Here is a 19,654-nt window from a genome sequence, read left to right on the forward strand (position 1 = left end):
CATCCTGAGGGCCGGGATAACCAATAAGAACCTTTGTGGATATCGGCCGAGGGGACCACCCCAGGCGGATTTTAAAGGAATAACCTGATGGCTTTTTCTCTGTCGCGCCTGTCCCTGCTGGGCGCCGCGCTGCTCTGCGTACCTCTTTTGCATGCCAGCGAGCCGACCCCGGCAGCGGCGCTTTCCACCCCCGACTCCGAGTTGATCCAGCGTGGCCAGTACGTGGCCCAACTGGGCGATTGCATTGCCTGCCACACCGCCAAGGGCGGCGCCACCATGGCCGGTGGCCTGGAGCTGAAGACGCCCATGGGCACCATCTACTCCAGCAACATCACCCCGGATAAAGACACCGGTATCGGCCGCTACAGCTTCGAAGCATTCGATCGCGCCATGCGCGAAGGCGTTACCCCTGACGGCAGCCATCTGTACCCGGCCATGCCATACCCGTCCTACGCCAAGATGACCGAAGAGGACATGCGCGCCCTTTACGCCTACCTGATGCACGGTGTGGAGCCGGTGGCCCAGGTCAACCTGGAAGCCGACATGGGCTTCCCCTTCAACCAGCGCTGGGGCCTGTGGTTCTGGAACCTGGCCTTCGTCGACAAGCAGCCGTTCAAGCCCGATCCGGCCAAGGACGAGCAACTCAATCGCGGCGCCTACCTGGTCCAGGGCCTGGGCCACTGCGGTTCCTGCCATACGCCACGGGGCATTGCCTTCCAGGAGAAGGCCATGAGCGACACCGAGTCCGGCGGCCAGCACTACCTGGCCGGTGAGACGGTGGAAGAGTGGCGGGCCCTGAGCCTGCGCAACCTGTGGACCGTGGAAGACACAGTGCAACTGCTCAAGACCGGGCAGAACCGCTTCGCCACGGTGTCCGGCAACATGGCCGACGTGATCCATCACAGCACCCAGCACTTCACCGACGCCGACCTGACCGCCATTGCCGCCTACCTCAAGTCCCTGCCGGCCGGTAAAGACGATCTGCCCATGCCTTCGGTGGCCCTGACTCCGGCGGCCCCGCCGAGCAACCTGTTCACCTCTCGCGGTGGCCTGGGCTACGCGCAGTTCTGTTCCGACTGCCACCGCCAGGACGGCGCCGGCGTGCCGCAGATGTTCCCGTCCCTGGCGGGCAACCCCAGTGTCGCCTCGGCCAATCCGACCTCCTTGCTGCACATCACCCTGACCGGCTGGCAGACCGCGCAGACCGCCGCTCATCCGCGGGTCTACACCATGCCCGGGTTCGCCCAGCTGGCGGATGGCGAGATTGCCGAAATCCTCAGTTTCATCCGCAGCAGCTGGGGCAACAACGGCTCGGCCATCAGCGCCGAGCAAGTGAAAAAGATGCGTGCGCAACTGAGCCCTCAGGTGGAAAACACCTTGTTCGAAACCCCGCGCCTGGCCAATCTGCTGGCGGCACCGAATGCCGAGCAAGTGGTGCGCGGCATGCGCCTGCACCTGGAAACCAAGGCTCTGCTGCCGGACAACGTCGGCAACTCGCTGAACTGCACCAGTTGCCACCTCAACGCCGGCACCGTGGCCGACGGTTCACCCTTTGTCGGTGTCTCGGCGTTCTTCCCCGGCTACGCGCCGCGGGCGGGCAAGACCATCACCCTGGAGGAGCGCATCAACGGCTGCTTCCGCCGTTCCATGCACGGCAAGCCGCTGCCGGTGAACGGTGCCGACATGCAAGCCATGGTGGCTTATTTCGAATGGATGAAAATGAACACCCGACCCGAAGACAAGGTGGCCGGGCGCGGTGTCGGCAAGATCGACCCGGCCCTCAAGCCCAACGCCGACAACGGCAAGCAGGTCTATGCCAAGCAATGCGCGGTGTGCCATGGCGCTGATGGCGAAGGCCTGAAACGGGCCGACGGCAGCCTGATCTTCCCGCCGCTGTGGGGCGATCAATCCTTCAACATCGGTGCCGGCATGGCCCGCACCTACACCGCCGCGGCCTTCGTCAAACGCAACATGCCCATCGGCTTCCACGAGAAATTCCCCCTGGGCCAGGGCGGCCTGTCGGACCAGGAGGCCCTGGACGTGGCCGAGTACTTCTCCCACCAACCGCGTCCGGACTTCCCGGACAAGGTCAAGGACTGGCCCAACGGCGGCCGTCCGGCGGACGCCCGCTACTGACCATCGCAACGGCTTTGTAGCCGCTGTCGCAGGCTGCGAAAAAGCCCTCCGCGGCCCTCAAGAGATCGTGCTCTTCGGGGGCCGCGGAGGGCTTCGACTGCCGCTGCCGAAATCGCAGAAAAGTCTGTGGCGGCACAGTGGCGCCGGAGTAAGATCGCCATCCTTTGCCCGCCGCCTGCGCGGGCGTTCCCATCAAGGATGAATCATGCGGCTTCGCTCGATCCTGTTGCTGACCCTGTCCCTGGGGCTTGGTGGTTGTGCCTTTGTTTCCGAGCTCAAAGCCACCACCGTGAGTTACCGGGTGCCGGCCGATGCCGGTGAAACCGCGCTGATCCGCATCGTCGCCCAAGGGCTGGTGCGTGGCGTGCCCTACAGCGATTGCATTGACTGGAGCAAGCCCGCGTCGGGGCTGATGGTTCGGCCCCATCGCGGCATTGCCCACCCCAACTTCCGCAACCTGGGCATCCCCATGACCGCCGCCACCGACCGCATGCGCCGTCAGGAAGGCTTTGGCGCCAACGAGCTGAAGATCCCGGCCAATCGTCCGTTCGCCTTCATGTTCTACAACACGGAACCGGGGATGGATAAGGACTACCGCTTTGTCTGCGAACAAAGCGTGACCTTCGTGCCCGAGGCCGGCGCGACCTATCAGATGGAGTTTCTCCAGGACCAGATGTGCACCGCGAGGCTGCGCAAGATCGATGAGCGTGGCGAAGCGCTGCCGGACCTGGTGGTTTTGCGCCCCACCGATCTGTGCAGCGCCAAAACCCAATAGGGCGTGAAGCTAGGGGGCGTAGTGCTTGCAGATCTCTTCCCAGATGTAGGCCCCGCGAAAGCGGATCCAACGGATGAACAAGCGCACGCGAAACGCCTGCCAGCGGCTGCGACGCCGTAGCGCCAGGCTTTCCTCGATCGCCTCCAGCAAGGATTCGCGCGCGAAGCACAGCCAGATTTCCGGGATCACCGCCATCAGGTTGGTGTAGCAGACCGGCGCCACCTCTTCGTAGAGAATGCGCTCCACCTCGGCCCGGTCATACGCCTGGGTTTCGCGGGCAATATAGGCGTAGTCCACCTCGTTATCGACAAAGGCGTCCGACAGTACGTAGCGAATATCGTCCCGCTGTTGCGGGGTGATTGCTGATGACACGGAGCGCTCCTTCCTGGGGCTTTGGCAATCGATCTGAGGCAATCTGCGCGCCGCATGAGGCGCGCTGCGACGGGCTCACCAGCGACGATAGGGGCGGCCGAAGGGAACCCCGTTCAAGGTGTGAGTGCAGCAAGGGCAATTGGGGCTCATGGTGGCTGCGCTCAGCTGGGGATTGACCTTCTGCAGCAGGCCCTGGGTATCGACGTACAGACCGCTGAAATAGGCGCAACCGCTGAGGCCCACGTAATCCTGTTGTTCGTGCTCATGCAGGGCCACCAACCAGAAAATCGGTTCTTCCCGATCCAGCCGGCCTTTCGCTTCGCTGAACACCCCATCCCACTGCTGGCCGACCCGGCTGAGCAGAAAACGGAACAACGGCGTGTAATCCAGCCCCAGGCGCTTGTCGGAGTGCATGCTGCCGCGTTGCTGTTCCCTGGCCAGGAGGGCCTTGCTGTGACGCTGTTTGGCGTAGGACGGTGAGTTCTTGTGCCCCACGCCCCGGGTCCGGGTGTTGACCTTGCGATACAACGGTTGTTTTTCCATCGGGCGGGTCCTTCCTGGTGGCCGGCGACAGCGGATTCTATCTTGGCGCGATCATTCGTGTCGGCGCTGCGCCATTGGCATTGTGCTGGAGGATGGTCACCGGCTGGCCCTGCTGATTGAAAAACACCTGGCCGATCCCCGACGAATTCCACAGCCGCTCCCCGGCTTCGGCATGCTCGGGCACGTGGGGTATCACCTTCATCCGCCGGCGCTTGGTGAACCAGTTCAACGGCGAGCGCGGTGAGTAGAGCCAGCGGTTGAGGCGGTCGAACCATTCCAGCAGGGCGGCGGGGAATTCGTTTTTGATGCCGCTGCTGGTGATCTGCCAGATGCGCGGGCCGCCCTGGCGGTGACGGATCAGCACTTCGTAGACGAAGGAATAGTGCACATCGCCGGAGAGAATCACGTAGCTGCCCGGGGTACGCGAGTGGCGGAAGATGTTGAGGATCACCTGGGCCGAACCGCGATGGGCCATCCAGTTTTCCGCGTCCACCAGCAGCGGGTAACCGCACCAACTGAAGACTTTCTGCACCGTCTCGATCAGCTTGACCCCGAAGATCGGCGCCGGTGAAACGATGATCGCCGAGGGGTGATCCAGCAGTTCGTGTTGCAGTTCGCACAGGGCCTCCCAGTCCAGCAGGCCCGAGGGCTGGCCCAGGTTGGACTCGCTGCGCCAGCGCCGGGTGCGGGTGTCCAGCACCACCAGGGCCGGGGTGCTGGGCAAGACGTACTGCCACTGCGCAAAGTGCAGCAACTGGTCGATCAAATCGTCCTGGGCCTGACGTTGCAGCAGGTGTTTCGGGCCTTGTGGCGTGGTGCTCAAGGCGCGGGTCTGTTCCAGCAGTGGCACGAAGGCGTCCGGGTTGTTGCCCCAGCCTTGGCACAGCATGTACGCCAGCAGGGCGTTGCCGATGATGCGTTTGGAGAAGGGATGACCGTAGGCGGTTTCTTCCCACTGGGCGCTGAGATTCCAGTCGTCGGTGATGTCGTGGTCGTCGAAGATCATCAGGCACGACAGATGGGCGAAAACCCGAGCGGCACCCTCCAGGCCCTGGACAAAATCATCGATGCGCCGCTGTTCCCGGGTGTAGCGCGTTTGCTGTTCCGGCGTCAGTTGCGGTGGCTGTGGCGCGATCAGGGTCCAGGGCACCGGTGACCACACCAGCAGGTACATGGCCAGCACCTCGGCGAAGGTCACCAGGTGGTTGTCGGCATTGCTGCTGGTGAAGATCGGCTTTTTCACCCCGCCGAAAAACCGCTCGCGCAGGGTTTCATTGCTTTTGAGGGCCGGGAGCAGTTCGGCCCGCTGGTAGTAGCTGGCGCCATGGCGGTACAGCGCCTGGCTGTCGGCCACCACCGCGCCCTCCAACTCTTCATCGAACAGCCCGAGGCGCTCGATCAGGGCGTGAACTGCCCGCAACATGGGGCCGGCCACATCGTCGGCGTACACCTGGTCGCCGCTCATCATCAACAAGGCGGGGCGCTGTGCGGGCTCGGGCTGTTGCGCCAGCAGGCGATCGACGCAGAGCAGGCCATCAGTGGACGGGTGATGGGGCTTGCGGCAGGAGCCGTGGAGCAGGTTGTCGATGCGGCTGTGGAGCACGAACTCCGGAGTCCTGGCATCGCCATACAGCAGGTGCGGCGCCCAGTCGGCAATGGATCGGGCGCCGTCCTCGGCGTCGTTGACCAAGAGGTCATAGGCAATCGTCACGTCCTGGGGCAGGGCGTCGTCCAGGGGCACATCGATCAGATGGATAAAGGCCTGGCGCCCGACGGGGATGACCTGGCATTGCTGCTGATCGAGGGCCAGTTCCAGGGCCGGGCCGCCCGTGGGTTGCAGGCGCAGGGTCAGCGGCAACGCCCTTGAACCCACCAGCCACAGCACCAGCCGCGTTGGCTCCAGGCGGCGCAGCAGCGGGCCGGCAAGAACGGGGGGCAGGGCTGGGGCGGGCGTAGTCAGTGGCATCTGCAGCGGGGTCTCTGGCGGTTGCAAAGGGGGCGCAATGGTAGCGCAGCCGATGTCGAAGAAACGTCGGCTGTGGGGGCGGCGGCAAGGCTTTTGTATCCGATTATTTATGGGCGCTGGCTCGCAGCGTGAACCTTCATGCTCACGAAACATCTCGCGCCAAAGCCTTGGTTGAACACTTCGGGTATCTCGCTAGGCTTGGACTGTCGCTGCCAATTCAGCGACCGGGCCTGGAAATCCGAGGAAACAATAGGCGCACAGGCGCCACCATGCATTAGACTGCTGGCGCTTTTTTGCGCACGCATTTCTTTTTATGGCGGCTGTGCGCGGGAGGTCTTCGGGCCTGCCGGGTTTCCTATTGTCCCGGTTTCCAGCCTGCGCACAGCTGCCACCCTTTCGCCTGGAAACGAACGTGGCAGCACTTCAAATAGGAGTGAGTTCCATGGACGTTTCGACTCAGTATCTTCCCCCCACCACCCCTCGCACCCAGGCCCACGCCGGAGGTGCGCAATGACCATCAAGACCCTCGGCCATGTCACTTTCGCCGCCAGTGGCGAAGCCCAGCATTCGCTGTTCCGGGTCAACCCGGACGTGCCGCTGCGCGAAGCCCTGGAGCAGGTGTCGCAATTGCTGTTCCACGCCAAGCATCTGGCTCGGGACGCGGCGCTGGAGCGGGACGACCGCTATGCCTGGGCCGCTCATTATTTCAGCGAGATGGGCAAGGCGATTGTCGATGATTTGTGCCTGGGAAGCTGGCCGGCGGCCGGGGAAGGGCTGCGCGCCGGTTGAGGTGAAGCTCTGAAGGTCTGTGCAGGAGGGGAGCCCGGAGGTGAGTCGCTCCCCGCCTGAAATTCTGTAGGAGCGAGCTTGCTCGCGATGATGCTGAGAGCGCCGCATTCTTCCCTGTGAACGCGCGTTATCGTTGACGTCCATCGCGAGCAAGCTCGCTCCTACAGGCCTCAGGCCGAGGCTTTGTGCGTTTCACCGCGTTCAATGCTCTGCGGCTGACCCTGTTCGATCACCCAGCGCAGCAGCTCGGTCACCGACACCCGGTGCTTGCGTTCGACCCATTCCATGCCTTCAGGGCTGTAGTGCTCGCTGTAGCGGGTCAGCACCAGGTAGTGCTGGTCTTCGGACAGGCCCAGGCTGACTTCACGGCAATGCAGGCTGGCGTCATCGAGTCTGGTCACCCGTTGCAGCAGCATCAGGGCGTGTTGATCGGAGGTGGGCATGGACAGCTCCTTCGCGACGAGAGGGGCCGGGGCGGGGTTGATCAGGCGCATGGTCAGGGTTCTCCAGCAAGGGGAGGCCGATGCTGGCAGCTGAACCTTGCGCAAAGATGTCTGCTTTATTGCGTCGCTGAAGGTTTGTTACGGCGTTGAAATAAATGACGCCGGACGGCGAATGGTTTTAGATAACGGCTCATTCCGACTTGAAGTGATCTCCGCCGGTGAGCCGTCTCTTGATCGTGGACGACGACATTGAAGTCCTCGCGCTGCTGAAGAAATTCTTTGTCCAACAGGGTTATCAGGTGGCGGTGGCCACCGATGGCGCGTCGCTATGGGCGGCGCTGGAGCGCGAGGTGCCGGACCTGATCATCCTCGACCTGATGCTCCCCGGCGACAACGGCCTGACCCTGTGCCAGCGCCTGCGCCAGTTGCATGCCACGCCGGTGATCATGCTCACCGCCATGGGCGAGTTGAGCGATCGGGTGGTGGGCCTGGAGATGGGCGCCGACGATTACCTGAGCAAGCCCTTCGATGCCCGTGAGCTGTTGGCCCGGGTGCGGGCGGTGCTGCGCCGGGCCGGGGAAAGCCGGCCGGTGAGCGGCGAGGTGCCGCGGCCGTTGATCAAGTTCGCCGACTGGCAGCTGGACCTGACCCGCCGTGAGCTGCGCTCGCCGGATCAGGTGATGATTCCGCTGTCGGCGGGGGAGTTCGACCTGCTGCTGGTGTTTGTCGAGCATCCGCAACGCATCCTCACCCGCGAGCAGTTGCTGGACCTGGCCCGGGGTCAGGCCCATGACGCTTTTGATCGCAGCATCGATGTCCAGGTCAGCCGCCTGCGGCGCAAGCTGGAGTTCGACACCAAGCGCCCGGCGATGATTCGCACCGTGCGCAACGGCGGTTATCTGTTCACCCCCAGCGTGACTCGCCAGTGAAGCTGATCAAGCCGTTGTGGCGCTATCGGCTGCGGGACACCGTGGCGCGCTGGATCGCCTTGACCATCATCATGGCCATGCTCACCGCCCTGGCCTTCAATGCGCTATTCGTGCAACTGGCCGGGGTCTGGGCCTATCCGCCGCTGGCGGAAACCGGGTTGCTGGAAAAGTCCGCGGCCATCGTGCGCATGATCGAGGCCTCGGAGCCGGGCCAGCGCCCGCAACTGGCGGCGGCGGTCAGCAGTGATCACCTGAGTATCCGCTGGCAGCCGACGCGCCAGGGCTTTGCCCTGCCTGAGCTGGACGACCCGGAGTATCGGGTCGGCTCGGAAGGCATCCGCGCCATGCTGCAACCGCCCCAGCGACATATCGAGGCCTACCAGCCCAGTGACTGGCCGGGCCCGGATGGGCGCTACGCGCTGCTGGTGCAACTGACTGATCAGAGTTGGGTGATGTTTTCCTCGGCGTCGCGCAGTTGGGGCCTGGAGGAGGGCACGCGCAATCTGATCGTGATCGCCCTGGTGCTGATCTCCACTGGCCTTGTGGCCTTGATCGCCACCCGCCGCCTGGCCAAGCCGCTGCAGCAGTTCGCCCAGGGGGCGCGGCGCTTTGCCGTGGACTTTCGCGCGCCGCCCATCGAGCCGGTGGGGCCCCACGAGATCCGTCAGGCGATTCTCGCCTTCAACGCCATGCAGGCGCAGTTGCAGCACTTCATCAAGGACCGCACCCAGATGCTCGCGGCCATCTCCCATGACCTGCGCACACCGCTGACCCGCATGCGCCTGCGCGGCGAGTTCATCGAAGATGCCGACCAGCAGCAGCGCCTGTTTCGTGATGTGGACGAGATGCAGGCGATGATCAATTCGGCCCTGGAGTTCTTTCGCGACGATGCGCGGTTGGAACAGGCCACCCATTTCGATCTGGCCGAGCTGCTGCAGACCCTGGTGGACGATTATCGCGACCAGTCGATCCCGATCGTTTTCAGCGGCCCGCCGCGCCTGGTGTATTGCGGCCGGCCCCTGGGGCTCAAGCGGGTGATGACCAACCTGCTGGATAACGCGATCAAGTACGGGGGCGAGCCGGCCATCGTGCTGGAGCAGGGCGCCGATCAATTGCGGGTGCGGGTGCTGGACCGTGGCCCGGGAATCCCGCCCGAGGCCTTGGAGCAGGTATTTGCGCCGTTCTACCGGCTGGAGAGTTCGCGCAACAAGAGTACCGGTGGCGTGGGCCTGGGGCTGTCGGCGGCGCGGGCCATCGTGCGTGAGCATGGCGGCGAGTTGCGCCTGTTCAATCGTGAAGGCGGTGGGTTGGAAGCGCGGGTGGAATTGCCGCTGTAGCCGCTGGCGCAGCCTGCGACAAGCCCCGAAGGGCCTTGCGAAGCCCTTCGAGCGCCCTGGCCGGCCGATCCCGGCCTGGGCTCAGTGATCCGTTGCGGCTCAGGACCAGTCGAAGCTGAACAGCACCAGGCCTTCCACCGGTTCGTAGAGCATCACCACCCGGTCGGCGCCGCTGATGCCGTAGTGGTAGGCCGGCACGCTGAGCACGTGCTGAAAGCGCCGGCCCGCCGGGCTCAGGGGCCAGATATTGCAGCTGTCGTCCGACTCTTCGACGTCCATGGGGAACTCCACGGTTTCCACCCAGTTGCCGTAGCCCTCGGCCACACCGCCCATTTCCTCGATATAGGTCAGGCGCTCCTTGTCGTTCTTGGGCCAGGTCAGGTAGCCCAGTTCCTGATGGCGCTGGCGCGCGGTGAGGTAGGCGGCGTGCTGCTTGCGGTAGTGGTGTTGCAGGTTGGCGCGCTGGTTACGCCGGGATTCGGGCAACTCGGCGTTGTCGCCGTGGAGGAAGAAATAGCGTGGACTGCCGCACAGGCGATAGCGGCCGTTCTCGATCTTGAAGCCGATCCAGTTGGTTTTCAGCAGCTCGCTGCCGAATTCGTAATCGTCGGTCAATTCGCCCACCAGCCCCTCGTCGGGCTCGATAGGGCTCAGCAGATGCAGGCGGCCGGACCACTCGGGATTGATCAGGCTGGCGTCGAAGGACAGCAGCGGTAGCAGGTGTTCGGCCAGCTCCTGCTGGTCGGCGACGAACAGCTCGCGGGCGTCGGGGTAGGCGATGGCGCCTTCAGGTAGTTGGGTCAGGTTCGGGGCGGCAACTGTGGGCATGGAGCAATCCTTTGAGGAATGGGCCGGTGCTCGGGGCAAGCGGCACTGGGGTCAGGTGTGGCGATGGCGAAAGTGACCGGGGGTGACACCGACGACTTTCTTGAAGGCCCGGGTCATGTGGCTTTGATCGAAGAATCCACAGTGAAACGAGGCCTCGGTGATGCTTGCGCCGCTGCGCAACAGGTGCTGGACCCGGGCGATGCGGCGTTGGATCTGGTAGCTGTGGGGCGAGATGCCCAGGCTGTTCTTGAACACCCGGATCATGTACAGCGGTTCCAGGTTCACCTGGGCTGCCAGTTGTTCCAGGGGGATGTTCTGCTCGCAGTGCTCGTCCAGGCGCTGGCGGATACGCTGCACCGCCACCCGCTCATTGGCATCGCGGGTCGACAGGCGCACCCCGTTTCTCTGGAACAGCTGCTCCAGCAGTTCCAGCAGGATGGTTTCGCGCTCAAGGGGGCTGTCGGCCTGTTCGATCAGTTGATGCTGCGCCAGGAACCATCGCGCGAACGCCGGATCTTTGCCCAGCACTTCGCGGAACAGGTGGATGTGTTCGCTGCCGAAGCGGTTACCGAAGACCGCCTGGTTCAGCCACTGCGGGTCGATGTACAGCATGCGATAGACCCAGCCCTGGTCGCAGGCCTGGACTCCGTCGTGGATTTCGCCGGGGCTGATGGTCACCAAGCAGCCCTGGGTCGCCAGGTGGTGGCTGCCGCGATAGAAGAGTTTTTCCACGCCGCCGCTGATGACGCCTAGGGCATAGCGGTCATGGCTGTGACGGCCAAACGACTGCCGACTGTAGCGGGCCGCCAGCAGCTCGCAGTCACCTTCCGGAATGCGCCAGAAGCGGGAGAAATCCCCTGGCGGTGGCGGGGGTTGGTTCTGGTGGGCATCCATTCCATGTCCAGTTTTGTGCAATACGCAGTGATTGCCGGCCGCTAAATTTACCACTCCTTGAATCCTGCGAGCTAGACGCGATGAGTGTGATGAAACTGGTGATCGGCGACTACAAGAAGTCCTCCTGGTCATTGCGGGCCTGGTTGGTCCTGGTCACTGCGGATGTGCCTTTTGAGGTCATCCAGATCAAGTTGGAGGCGCCGCAGACCGGCGAGCGAATCCTTGCCTATTCAGCGTCGGGCAAGGTGCCGGTACTGTTGCGGGACGACCTGTCGATCAACGACAGCCTGGCGATCTGTGAATACGTTGCTGAACACTGGCCCCAGGCTCAGCTATGGCCTGCGGATGCCGGACTCAAGGCACTGGCGCGCTCGGCCTGCGCCGAAATGCATGCCGGTTTCATTCAGTTGCGCACCCAACTGCCATTCGGGGTCAACCGCGACGAGCCTGCCCAGGCGTTGAGCCTGGCGGCCGAGGCCGAGATACAGCGGGTGTTTTCGATCTGGCGCCAGTTGCTGGCCCGGAGCCGGTCCGAGGCGTTCCTGTGCGGAACCTTTGGGGTGGTGGATGCCATGTTCGCGCCGGTGCTGTTGCGCTTCATGCGCTATGGCATCGCCATTCCCGAGGATCTGAAGCCCTACGCCGATGCGGTGTTGCTGCACCCTCCGGTGTTGCTGTGGCTGAAACTGGCGATGCAGGAAACTTGAATGTCCGGCGTGCAAGGCAACAACAAGGTCAATCGCGGTGGGGGGATCTATGTCGAGCAATAGAGCGTTAGTGGAGCTGACCCTGGGAGGGCTGATGCTCAGCCTGTCGGCCCTGGCAGTGGCCTTTGCCCATATCGGCGCGGGCGGGGCGGGGTTCTACCGCATGCTGTTCGCCTCGATCCTGTTCTTCCTGCTGCTCAAGGTGCGCCGCATCCCGGTGCTGCTCAAGAGTGCCAGGGCCCGGTTGTATACGGCCCTGGCCGGGGTATTCCTGGCCATCGACCTGGTGCTCTGGCACCAGAGCATCTACATCGTCGGCCCGGGTATCGGCTCGATTCTGACCAACTGCCAGGTGTTCTTCATGACCCTGCTGGGCCTTTATCTGCTCAAGGAAAAGCCGTCGCTCTACTTCCTGATCTCCATCAGCCTGGCGTTTGTCGGCCTGTACCTGTTGTTGCTGCCGGAAATGAGCAGTGCCCTGGGCATCAAGGGCGTGGTGTATGGCGTGCTGTCGGGCCTGGCTTACGCCGTCTGTGTGTATTTCCTCAAGGTCAACACCCAGTTGCCTGACGGCGGTGGCGACAAGATCGCGCAGATGCTCAACCTGAGCCTGTGGGCCGCGCTGGTGTTGCTGGTGTATGCCCTGGCCATGGGGGAAAGCCTGGCCATCGTCGACGGGCAGACTTTAGTGATGCTGATCATCTATGGGGTGATGGTGCAGTTCGTGGGCTGGCTGTTGGTCAACCGCTCCATCGGCGCCATCAGCCTGGGATTGGCAGGGCTGATCCTGCTGCTGGAACCGGTGATTACCTATTTCGTCGATGTGGCGTTTCTCGGCAAGGCCAGCTCGGCGCTGCAGATCGCCGGTGCGTTGCTGACGATCTTTGCCGTGTACATCGGTTCGATCAAACCGCCGGTCAAGGTGACACCGGTGACCGAGGCCGCCTGAGGCCCCGATCTGATGCCGCGTTCCGATTCAGCGTCGTGCTGGATTTTTACTGCGCCCGGACCCGCCTGTCTGTGCGCAGTTTTTTTTGCCGGTCATTCAGGCTGACAGGGCCAGACGCGTAGCACCGGCATCCGCCGCGGCCTGGGCCTGGGTGCGCTCATCCTCTTCCAGTACCCGCGAGGCCCGACCCACCAGCAACGGATCGGGGGCGTGGGCGACTTTCAGGTCCTTGCCCGGGTAGTCCAGCTCATGCAGGAAATGGCGGATGCAGTTGATCCGCGCGCGCTTCTTGTCGTCGGACTTGATCACTGTCCACGGTGCATCGGCGGTGTCGGTGTGGAAGAACATCGCCTGCTTGGCGGCGGTGTATTCGTCCCACTTGTCCAGGGACTTGATGTCGATGGGCGAGAGCTTCCAGTGCTTGAGCGGGTCGTCCCGGCGCGAGATGAAGCGGCGCAATTGTTCTTCGCGGTTCACCGAGAACCAGAACTTGAACATCAGGATGCCGCTGTTGCACAGCATGCGTTCCAGCTCCGGAGTCTGGCGCATGAACTCCAGGTATTGCAGGGGCGAGCAGAACTCCATCACCCGCTCGACCCCGGCGCGGTTGTACCAGGAGCGGTCGAAGAAGACCATTTCCCCGGCGGTGGGCAGGTGCTGGATATAGCGCTGGAAATACCACTGGCCCTTTTCCTGTTCCGAGGGCTTTTCCAGGGCCACGATCCGCGCACCACGGGGGTTGAGGTGCTCCATGAAGCGCTTGATGGTGCCGCCCTTGCCCGCCGCGTCACGCCCTTCGAACAGCACCACGATGCGCTGTCCGGTTTCCTTGACCCAGCTCTGCACCTTGAGCAGCTCGATCTGCAGCTCGCTCTTGGCCTTTTCGTACTCGGCGCGGCGCATGCGGTTGCGATAGGGGTAGTTGCCCGGCAGTGCGGCGGACACGCTGTCTTCATTGGAACCGCGCGGCGCGCTGGCCACTTGCAGGGCCATGGGCTTCTGGCTGATGGCGCTGATTTCGGCCTCGGCGACTTTCACCGGGGCGGCCTTGGTGGTCCGTGGCCGGCGTGGGCGTGGCGTGGCGGCTTTGCGTGGAGCGGCCTTGGTGCTGGCGGTGCTGGCCGGGGCCTTTTGCACTGGGGCGGGAGGCAGGGGCAGGGCGGTGGATTCTTCACTCATGGGAGGGGCCTGTAGTTGCGTTCAATGTCCTCCGGTCATTTTTAGGGCTGGGGGGCTCGGGGCCGTTGATCTCGATCAAATTTGTTACAACGAAAAGTCTGTAATGAATTTCAGATTTTTCTAGCGTATTCAAGGACGCATCAGGGCATATGGCGGCTATCGTGCAGTCAGGCGCAGATCAGAAGAGAGGCCACCATGAACCCGATCGTTTGGCCAGCACTGGCTATTTTGCTGGTTGCCCAGTCGCCGGCGTATGCCATCAACGAAAAGTATCGCCAGCAACTTGAGCAATCGGGCTGCACTCAGGTGACCGAGCTTCAGGGCTGTGACATCCACAAAAGCAAAGCCGAGAACGCCAAGGCCGGATTTGCTGACCCCGACGCCCCGGCAAGCGCTGACAGCCTGAAGGCACCGACGCCTTATGTCGGGCAATGGACGGCGAAAAGCCCATCCGGCGCGACGGTCGCCACGATCCGTATCGATACCAGGGAGCGGGTGTGGGTCAATGGCAAACAGGTCAAAGCCAAACGCACGGATGGCGCCCTGCAATTTCGTCAGGGCACGCTGCTCTTCACCATTCAAGGCGATCGGCGGCGGCAGAACGAAGACATCTGGATGGATACCGATACCGGTGCCAAGGGGCCGATTCAGATCCAGTGAGGATTCGGCCATGCACAAAAAAACCGGCTCAGGTGGCCGGTTTCTTTGGGTTCAAGACGTATTGAGCAACGTCTTGAGATATGTACTTGGTGCCCCGAGGGAGACTCGAGCGGTCTATATAATCCGTGGCTTGCGGGCGGATTTTACAGTTAGGGATACAGATAGGGATACACGTTGATCTCTACTGCACCTGCTAGGCGTCTATTTTAATACCAGCCGATTCCGAATTGGCACCGCTTAAATCTCGATCTGCATCTGAACGAGCTATGCCCTCGATCTCGGTAAACCAAATCTTGCCGAATTTTGACCACTCGAACGAGTAAGAGTGCTTCAACGTCAGGCGGACCTTTTTCCCTCCGATAGGAATGCTAATAGTCCCGCCTGGGAAGGTAAAACCATGTGAAATGTCATACGCCCAGTACTTTCCTTTTTTCACCTTTGGCTCAGTGATCGACGGCATGTCATTCATCACAAGTGCTACGCCCCGGTTTGCGACACCGGCGTCGATGTAATGCTCAAGAATTTGCAGATCCTCGTACACGTCCTTCTGAAAAATATCTCGAGCCCCGCGAGGGCCTCCAGAGGAACTGATGTTGCGATAGCATTTCATCTCGATAGCGATCCTGATGCTGCCTTTCGCTGAGACTCCGGTGACTAATATGTCGATGTTGCTGGAGCCACCAGGTAGCCGCACTCCGGTTTCCAGCTCAATGTCTGCTGTCTCATCCGGGCTGTGCAGGATCAGTGGGAGCAGTTGCTTCAATAAATACGCGTATTGAAGCTGCATCGATGCTTCTTTGTTGATAGGAATGAGCTCGCCACCCACCTTCCTTGCGAAGACTTTCCAAGCGACCGATATTGCATGGCGCAGACGTACCTCAAACGAATCTTCGACTATGAACGAAGGCAATTGGACTCTCTCCATTAGATGGCAGTCGGCAATTGTAGTTGAGCTGTCGCTAGTGAATCAGCATTACTGGATCGTCGAGCTATTGAAGGTCGAACAGGCCATATCGGTTTCCACGGTTGCAGCCAGAAAGGCGCTGGGGACCCTGATGATATTCACAAGACACGGGGTCGGAAACCCGCGGGACTTTGGTAGCGGAATGTGCTCCAGCTTACTGAAATTCAAACGTTGAAATTGAAAGGATCTTGAAGAAAAAGGGGCATCGTTACCGGAACGGTAACGGTGATCTCTGAGCGGTCAATTCGTAGGGCAAATGCACAGGTGAACAGGCAGTTCACCGAGTTCACCTGTTCACTAAGCTGGGAGTTCTCCCGCTACCAAAGTCCCGCGGGTTTCCGACCCCGTATGTGTCTCATTTGCTCAGGGTCCCCCGGCTCCTGGTGGAATTTCTTCGCTGTTGGTTCTCATTGTCGATGGGGGGGCGGGGCGGATACCTAAAAAGACGTGTAACTGGTGTTTCAGGTGTGACGGTTATTGGTAGGTTATTGATTTTATTATATAAAATTAAGGTCACACCGTTTTGTATCGCACAGAGTGTGCGGTGTAACGATAGTGAACTGTGTAACGCTTTTAGCCCGAGCATTCCTAAATTGAGACGCATCGCGCCAACGGTTCCGATGAATGCGGTTCGCCTCGGTCTGCTGTCGACCCATACATCCTTCCTGGAGGGGACTTACGGTCAGAGGAGCCGCATTAGCTTGGTTAAATCGTGCCGCGAATGTGTATAAAACGTTCCTGGATAAACTAGCGGCACTGACGGACTATAAACAAAAAACTTGGATAATTTGACCGGTAGAGCTCGCAAGGCCAAAGGAGGGCTGAGATAGAAAATATAGCGTGCACCCAGCCACGGGCTACACATTTCCTGCGGTAGACTCGATGATGGCCATAGGCTACGCTGGCGACCGTTTTCCTAAAATTACGCTTCAAAATCAGCGAGGGATCGATAATGGAATATCTTACACATGCCTTGACATTCATTGCTGGGCTAGGCGCTGGATGGACGCTTAAAGTAGTAATTTCCAATCGTTCAACGAACAATTCAAGAAAGACAGTCATCACTCAACGGGGCAATACCGTCGGAGGAGATATGGCTGGTGGTGATATTCACAAAAACAACAAAGCGTGACTTAAGTGTTTTCTAATCAGTCATCAAATCACGTCGGCGGCAGTATGGCTGGGCGTGATGTTAACAATACCGAAATTACAATAATAAATAACGAGTCCATTGAAGAGTTGGCGATTCTTTATGGAAAAATGAAAGTCGATGGCATAGGAGAGCCTTCTGACAACACTTTTTCCCGCAAGCTGCAACACTATATGGCCACTCCGACTGAAGGGGATGTGCGTGGTCTTGAAGAAAAACTGCGGGAAAGCAACCGATTAGATATGCTGCGATTTGCATTGAAAGAAAAAGAATCGGCATTTAAGCTTATATTGAAGTTTCAATCTTCTAGAACTGCGCAGCGGGTATATACGATACTACTTGATGAACTTCATACTATTTACGTTCTGACTGTCACCCCGGTTATTGAAGGAGGGGGAGATCGCCAAGCGGTAGATATGAGTATTAGTCGTGCATTGCAAGCAATAAAGTCCATGCTTGGTGAGAATTTCATGGAGTTTACGGTGAAAGATTTGCTCGGGCTGCTATTCTTTCTGGCAGGGAATTGCCATATAAGGTGGGATAAGGATGCTGATCTATCACCCGGCGTTTGACGCATATCACTGCGTATTTAGGATGCTCGCGCTTCTTGAGTCTATTCCTGAGTTGGAAGTAGATAAGGCTAGATTATTAGATTTTTACCAGGTTTTTCCTTCTGCCATAAGTGATATCCGTCTTCCAAGTGGATCCAATGGCCGACGTTTAGCCAAGGCTCACACTAATGCCTATCGCAACCCACTCAATCCAAAATCAGCTTTCCGAGACATGGCTCAAATACAATATGCAGCGCTTAGAAGTATCGCTGCGCTTGGGATTGTAGATGTTAAATCCTATGAGCAAGGTGTTCTGCAGCGCGCCAACGAAAATGATATCCCCGCCACTCTTAAAAATAATATTAAAAATTATATTTTAGAAAAAGCAGAGTTAATGGACTTTCTCACAAAAGAACTGTCAACCATTCCCCTACGTGGAGTCAATGGTCTGAAGCATCGTTCTGAGCTATTAGAGCATCGATATGACCTTCCTTAAGCCAACGATTAAAATTACCCGATTGATCGTCCTTCAAGGCGGACATCGCGCTTTCGATTGCATTTTCCATATTGGAATAAATATTATCCGAGGGCGCAATACCTCTGGTAAGACTACCATTATGGATATGCTGGCTTATTCAATGGGTGCAGAAAATATCCGCTGGAAACCCCACGCGCTTGAATGCTCTTCAGTCATGGTTGAGCTACATTTGAATGGAGAGGCGGTCACCCTGTTACGTGAAGTTAGTAACGAGCCTCAGCGACCGATTTCAATTTTCTGGGGCGCTGTGGAAGATGCTATTAAAGCTGGGCCAGATCTTTGGGAACGCTATCCTTTTAAGCGATCAGAACTCAAGATTAGTTTTTCTCAAGCGATTTTTGCAGCTTTAGACCTGCCGCAAGCTCAGGGGCATGGAGCTGCAAATTTAACAATGCATCAGTTGTTGCGTGTTCTTTATGCTGATCAGCCTTCGGTGCATAGTCCTATTTTTCGCATGGATAACTTTGACAGTGCGCTTACGCGAGACACAGTCGGCGGATATTTATGTGGGGTATATAACGACGAGCTTTATACTGCTCAGCTGAGAATTAGAGAGATAAACAAGTCTCTTGATAAGAAAGTCGCCGAGCTGCGTGGAATCTTTAAGGTTCTTGGTCAGTCAGGGCAGACTCCGGACATAGAAGCGTCCCGAAGTGGGATTTCAGAGCTGGAGGCGAAAAGAGAGGCTTTAATTGAGTATATTAACAAAGTAAAAACTGATAGGTCTCTGACCGCAAAAGAGTCAAAAGATATATCGAAATTGAGTGACGCGCTACGGACTCGATTAAATAGCGCTAAGCGTTATGAGACAACGCTAAAAGACGCACTTGCGGCATTAGACTTGGAAGTGGCTGATTCGAGGGTCTTCATAAGGGAGCTGGAGTCTAGGTTAGAGAGCCTCGATGAGTCGAAAGTGACAAGACAGTACTTGGGTGCCATTTCATTTCAATTCTGCCCTGGCTGCCTTTCTGAGATTAAACCTGATATGGCTGATCACTCATGTCAGCTTTGCAAATCACAGATTGACGGTGCTGGGGATTCGCAACTTTTGAGAATGAGAAACGAGCTCAGCATTCAGATCAAAGAGTCAAGAATGCTCTTGGAGTTAAGAGAAGAGGAAGCAGCTCAGCTGAGAAAAGATATCCCGCTCGCAACCCAAGAAATTAGAAAGCTAGAAAAAGAGTATAAGCTTTCTGCCATGACTTGGTCTTCCGACATCGAAGCAGTTTTGGAAAAAGGAGGTCGCGATTTAGGAGTGCTAGATCAAGAGATTCAGCAAGCCTATGAAAAGCAGAAGCTCTTCGCAGTGATACAAGAACTTCAACAGCAGCGAGATGTTTTAGCAAGTGAACTCGCCAAGCTAGAAAATGACGTTGAATCTCTGGAAGCGGCTCAGGCAAGTAGGAAGATCGAGGTTTCTAAAGCAATCGAAAAGCACATGATCAGATTGTTGAAGGAAGATCTCCCGCTACAGCCAGAGTTTATGAATGCTAACAAAGTTCGTTACGATTTCGAAGAAAACTCAGTTTATGTTAACGACTCAAGAAATTTTTCAGAAAGCTCAACTGTGGTTTTGCGGCATATTTTTCATCTGGCGCTACTAACAACTAGCATTGAGTTGGAATTTATGCGAGTCCCTCGCTTCCTGATGTTAGATGGTATCGACGACGGTGGTATGGAGCAAAATAGGAGTCATAATTTGCAGAATTTAATCGTAAGAGAATGTAGTAGATATACAAAGGATTACCAAGTGATATTCGCTACGTCTGAAATTCATCCTGATCTCGAGTCTAGTGGCATGGTTGTATCTCGCTTCTTTAATCCTCAGAATCGCTCTCTAGAGATCAAACAGAATTTCAAATGAGCTACTGTTATTCAGCTGTCACACTGGTTGGACATTGTATTGTGTTGCAGATTTAGAATGAAAGCTTTTGGCCGAGAACT

20 protein-coding genes are annotated in these 19,654 nt (G+C 58.8%); 12 read left to right on the top strand and 8 right to left on the bottom strand.

Features of this window, described 5'->3' with window-relative positions:
• The first annotated feature begins 87 nt into the window (after positions 1-87).
• The gene (locus tag ACMGG8_RS10005) at positions 88-2,136 is read left to right on the top strand and encodes a c-type cytochrome (RefSeq protein ID WP_108545257.1); all 2,049 of its coding nucleotides are present in this window, start codon (positions 88-90) and stop codon (positions 2,134-2,136) included.
• A 205-nt stretch (positions 2,137-2,341) separates the two neighbouring features.
• On the top strand, positions 2,342-2,911 hold the full coding sequence (locus ACMGG8_RS10010; RefSeq protein ID WP_060840903.1) for a hypothetical protein: 570 nt from the start codon (positions 2,342-2,344) through the stop codon (positions 2,909-2,911).
• A 9-nt stretch (positions 2,912-2,920) separates the two neighbouring features.
• Here ACMGG8_RS10010 and ACMGG8_RS10015 read toward each other — a convergent pair whose 3' ends face one another.
• From ACMGG8_RS10015 to ACMGG8_RS10025, 3 genes are all read right to left on the bottom strand, one after another.
• Complete coding sequence (locus ACMGG8_RS10015) at positions 2,921-3,283, bottom strand: hypothetical protein (RefSeq protein ID WP_173664420.1); 363 nt, start codon at positions 3,281-3,283, stop codon at positions 2,921-2,923.
• Positions 3,284-3,358: 75 nt separating this feature from the next.
• Positions 3,359-3,826, bottom strand: a complete 468-nt coding sequence (locus ACMGG8_RS10020; RefSeq protein WP_414159523.1) for a hypothetical protein — start codon at positions 3,824-3,826, stop codon at positions 3,359-3,361.
• Positions 3,827-3,863: 37 nt separating this feature from the next.
• Positions 3,864-5,792, bottom strand: a complete 1,929-nt coding sequence (locus tag ACMGG8_RS10025; RefSeq protein WP_414159524.1) for an alkaline phosphatase D family protein — start codon at positions 5,790-5,792, stop codon at positions 3,864-3,866.
• Between the two features lie 510 nt (positions 5,793-6,302).
• Between ACMGG8_RS10025 and ACMGG8_RS10030 the strand changes: the two genes are divergently transcribed.
• Entirely contained in the window at positions 6,303-6,581 is a 279-nt protein-coding gene (locus ACMGG8_RS10030; RefSeq protein WP_414159525.1) for a DUF3077 domain-containing protein, read from the top strand.
• Positions 6,582-6,751: 170 nt separating this feature from the next.
• Here ACMGG8_RS10030 and ACMGG8_RS10035 read toward each other — a convergent pair whose 3' ends face one another.
• Positions 6,752-7,024, bottom strand: coding sequence for a hypothetical protein (locus ACMGG8_RS10035; protein ID WP_232513178.1), 273 nt, complete (start codon positions 7,022-7,024; stop codon positions 6,752-6,754).
• Between the two features lie 218 nt (positions 7,025-7,242).
• On the opposite strand from ACMGG8_RS10035, the gene ACMGG8_RS10040 reads away from it, so the two are divergent.
• Both ACMGG8_RS10040 and ACMGG8_RS10045 read left to right on the top strand, forming a co-directional pair.
• Positions 7,243-7,953, top strand: a complete 711-nt coding sequence (locus ACMGG8_RS10040) for a response regulator (RefSeq protein WP_060840896.1) — start codon at positions 7,243-7,245, stop codon at positions 7,951-7,953.
• On the top strand, positions 7,950-9,290 hold the full coding sequence (locus ACMGG8_RS10045) for a sensor histidine kinase (protein ID WP_414159526.1): 1,341 nt from the start codon (positions 7,950-7,952) through the stop codon (positions 9,288-9,290). The genes ACMGG8_RS10040 and ACMGG8_RS10045 overlap by 4 nt, the downstream gene beginning before the upstream one ends.
• Before the next feature lie 99 nt (positions 9,291-9,389).
• On the opposite strand, the gene ACMGG8_RS10050 is transcribed toward ACMGG8_RS10045, so the two are convergent.
• Entirely contained in the window at positions 9,390-10,118 is a 729-nt protein-coding gene (locus ACMGG8_RS10050; RefSeq protein ID WP_016968352.1) for a hypothetical protein, read from the bottom strand.
• A 51-nt stretch (positions 10,119-10,169) separates the two neighbouring features.
• On the bottom strand, positions 10,170-11,012 hold the full coding sequence (locus ACMGG8_RS10055) for an AraC family ligand binding domain-containing protein (protein WP_414159527.1): 843 nt from the start codon (positions 11,010-11,012) through the stop codon (positions 10,170-10,172).
• Between the two features lie 80 nt (positions 11,013-11,092).
• Between ACMGG8_RS10055 and ACMGG8_RS10060 the strand changes: the two genes are divergently transcribed.
• Together ACMGG8_RS10060 and ACMGG8_RS10065 are read left to right on the top strand one after the other, a co-directional pair.
• Positions 11,093-11,719 (top strand): glutathione S-transferase family protein, encoded by a 627-nt coding sequence (locus ACMGG8_RS10060; protein WP_414159528.1) that lies wholly within the window; start codon positions 11,093-11,095, stop codon positions 11,717-11,719.
• A gap of 49 nt (positions 11,720-11,768) precedes the next feature.
• A complete protein-coding gene (locus ACMGG8_RS10065) occupies positions 11,769-12,668 on the top strand; it encodes a DMT family transporter (RefSeq protein ID WP_414159529.1) in 900 nt (299 codons plus the stop codon).
• 96 nt (positions 12,669-12,764) lie between these two features.
• Here the strand turns inward: ACMGG8_RS10065 and ppk2 are convergent, their stop codons facing one another.
• The gene (gene ppk2 / locus ACMGG8_RS10070) at positions 12,765-13,661 is read right to left on the bottom strand and encodes a polyphosphate kinase 2 (RefSeq protein WP_162492860.1); all 897 of its coding nucleotides are present in this window, start codon (positions 13,659-13,661) and stop codon (positions 12,765-12,767) included.
• Positions 13,662-14,042: 381 nt separating this feature from the next.
• Here ppk2 and ACMGG8_RS10075 point away from each other — a divergent pair, with 381 nt between their 5' ends.
• Positions 14,043-14,507: a hypothetical protein gene (locus ACMGG8_RS10075; protein ID WP_129406513.1), complete on the top strand. Its 465-nt coding sequence runs from the start codon at positions 14,043-14,045 to the stop codon at positions 14,505-14,507.
• 193 nt (positions 14,508-14,700) lie between these two features.
• On the opposite strand, the gene ACMGG8_RS10080 is transcribed toward ACMGG8_RS10075, so the two are convergent.
• Complete coding sequence (locus ACMGG8_RS10080; protein WP_250329598.1) at positions 14,701-15,417, bottom strand: hypothetical protein; 717 nt, start codon at positions 15,415-15,417, stop codon at positions 14,701-14,703.
• Between the two features lie 1,006 nt (positions 15,418-16,423).
• Here ACMGG8_RS10080 and ACMGG8_RS10085 point away from each other — a divergent pair.
• The 4 genes from ACMGG8_RS10085 to ACMGG8_RS10100 are packed head-to-tail and all read left to right on the top strand — an operon-like array spanning position 16,424 to position 19,574.
• The gene (locus tag ACMGG8_RS10085; protein WP_414159530.1) at positions 16,424-16,603 is read left to right on the top strand and encodes a hypothetical protein; all 180 of its coding nucleotides are present in this window, start codon (positions 16,424-16,426) and stop codon (positions 16,601-16,603) included.
• Positions 16,604-16,608: 5 nt separating this feature from the next.
• A complete protein-coding gene (locus ACMGG8_RS10090; protein ID WP_414159531.1) occupies positions 16,609-17,193 on the top strand; it encodes an ABC-three component system protein in 585 nt (194 codons plus the stop codon).
• A complete protein-coding gene (locus tag ACMGG8_RS10095; RefSeq protein ID WP_414159532.1) occupies positions 17,168-17,668 on the top strand; it encodes an ABC-three component system middle component 5 in 501 nt (166 codons plus the stop codon). Before ACMGG8_RS10090 ends, ACMGG8_RS10095 begins: the two co-directional genes overlap by 26 nt.
• Positions 17,655-19,574 carry an AAA family ATPase gene (locus tag ACMGG8_RS10100; protein WP_414159533.1) on the top strand — a complete coding sequence of 640 codons (1,920 nt, stop codon included), beginning with the start codon at positions 17,655-17,657 and terminating at the stop codon, positions 19,572-19,574. The genes ACMGG8_RS10095 and ACMGG8_RS10100 overlap by 14 nt, the downstream gene beginning before the upstream one ends.
• Positions 19,575-19,654: the final 80 nt, after the last annotated feature.

This window comes from Pseudomonas sp. BNK-45 (assembly GCF_047456255.1).
In the GTDB taxonomy this organism is placed as follows: Bacteria; Pseudomonadota; Gammaproteobacteria; order Pseudomonadales; family Pseudomonadaceae; genus Aquipseudomonas.

Coding starts and splice junctions, on each gene's coding strand:
- ACMGG8_RS10005 (WP_108545257.1), top strand. CDS start 88: ATGGCTTTTTCTCTGTCGCGCCTGTCCCTGCTGGGCGCCGCGCTGCTC.
- ACMGG8_RS10010 (WP_060840903.1), top strand. CDS start 2,342: ATGCGGCTTCGCTCGATCCTGTTGCTGACCCTGTCCCTGGGGCTTGGT.
- ACMGG8_RS10020 (WP_414159523.1), bottom strand. CDS start 3,826: ATGGAAAAACAACCGTTGTATCGCAAGGTCAACACCCGGACCCGGGGC.
- ACMGG8_RS10025 (WP_414159524.1), bottom strand. CDS start 5,792: ATGCCACTGACTACGCCCGCCCCAGCCCTGCCCCCCGTTCTTGCCGGC.
- ACMGG8_RS10030 (WP_414159525.1), top strand. CDS start 6,303: ATGACCATCAAGACCCTCGGCCATGTCACTTTCGCCGCCAGTGGCGAA.
- ACMGG8_RS10035 (WP_232513178.1), bottom strand. CDS start 7,024: ATGCCCACCTCCGATCAACACGCCCTGATGCTGCTGCAACGGGTGACC.
- ACMGG8_RS10050 (WP_016968352.1), bottom strand. CDS start 10,118: ATGCCCACAGTTGCCGCCCCGAACCTGACCCAACTACCTGAAGGCGCC.
- ACMGG8_RS10055 (WP_414159527.1), bottom strand. CDS start 11,012: ATGGATGCCCACCAGAACCAACCCCCGCCACCGCCAGGGGATTTCTCC.
- ACMGG8_RS10060 (WP_414159528.1), top strand. CDS start 11,093: ATGAGTGTGATGAAACTGGTGATCGGCGACTACAAGAAGTCCTCCTGG.
- ACMGG8_RS10065 (WP_414159529.1), top strand. CDS start 11,769: ATGTCGAGCAATAGAGCGTTAGTGGAGCTGACCCTGGGAGGGCTGATG.
- ppk2 (WP_162492860.1), bottom strand. CDS start 13,661: ATGGCCCTGCAAGTGGCCAGCGCGCCGCGCGGTTCCAATGAAGACAGC.
- ACMGG8_RS10075 (WP_129406513.1), top strand. CDS start 14,043: ATGAACCCGATCGTTTGGCCAGCACTGGCTATTTTGCTGGTTGCCCAG.
- ACMGG8_RS10085 (WP_414159530.1), top strand. CDS start 16,424: ATGGAATATCTTACACATGCCTTGACATTCATTGCTGGGCTAGGCGCT.
- ACMGG8_RS10095 (WP_414159532.1), top strand. CDS start 17,168: ATGCTGATCTATCACCCGGCGTTTGACGCATATCACTGCGTATTTAGG.
- ACMGG8_RS10100 (WP_414159533.1), top strand. CDS start 17,655: ATGACCTTCCTTAAGCCAACGATTAAAATTACCCGATTGATCGTCCTT.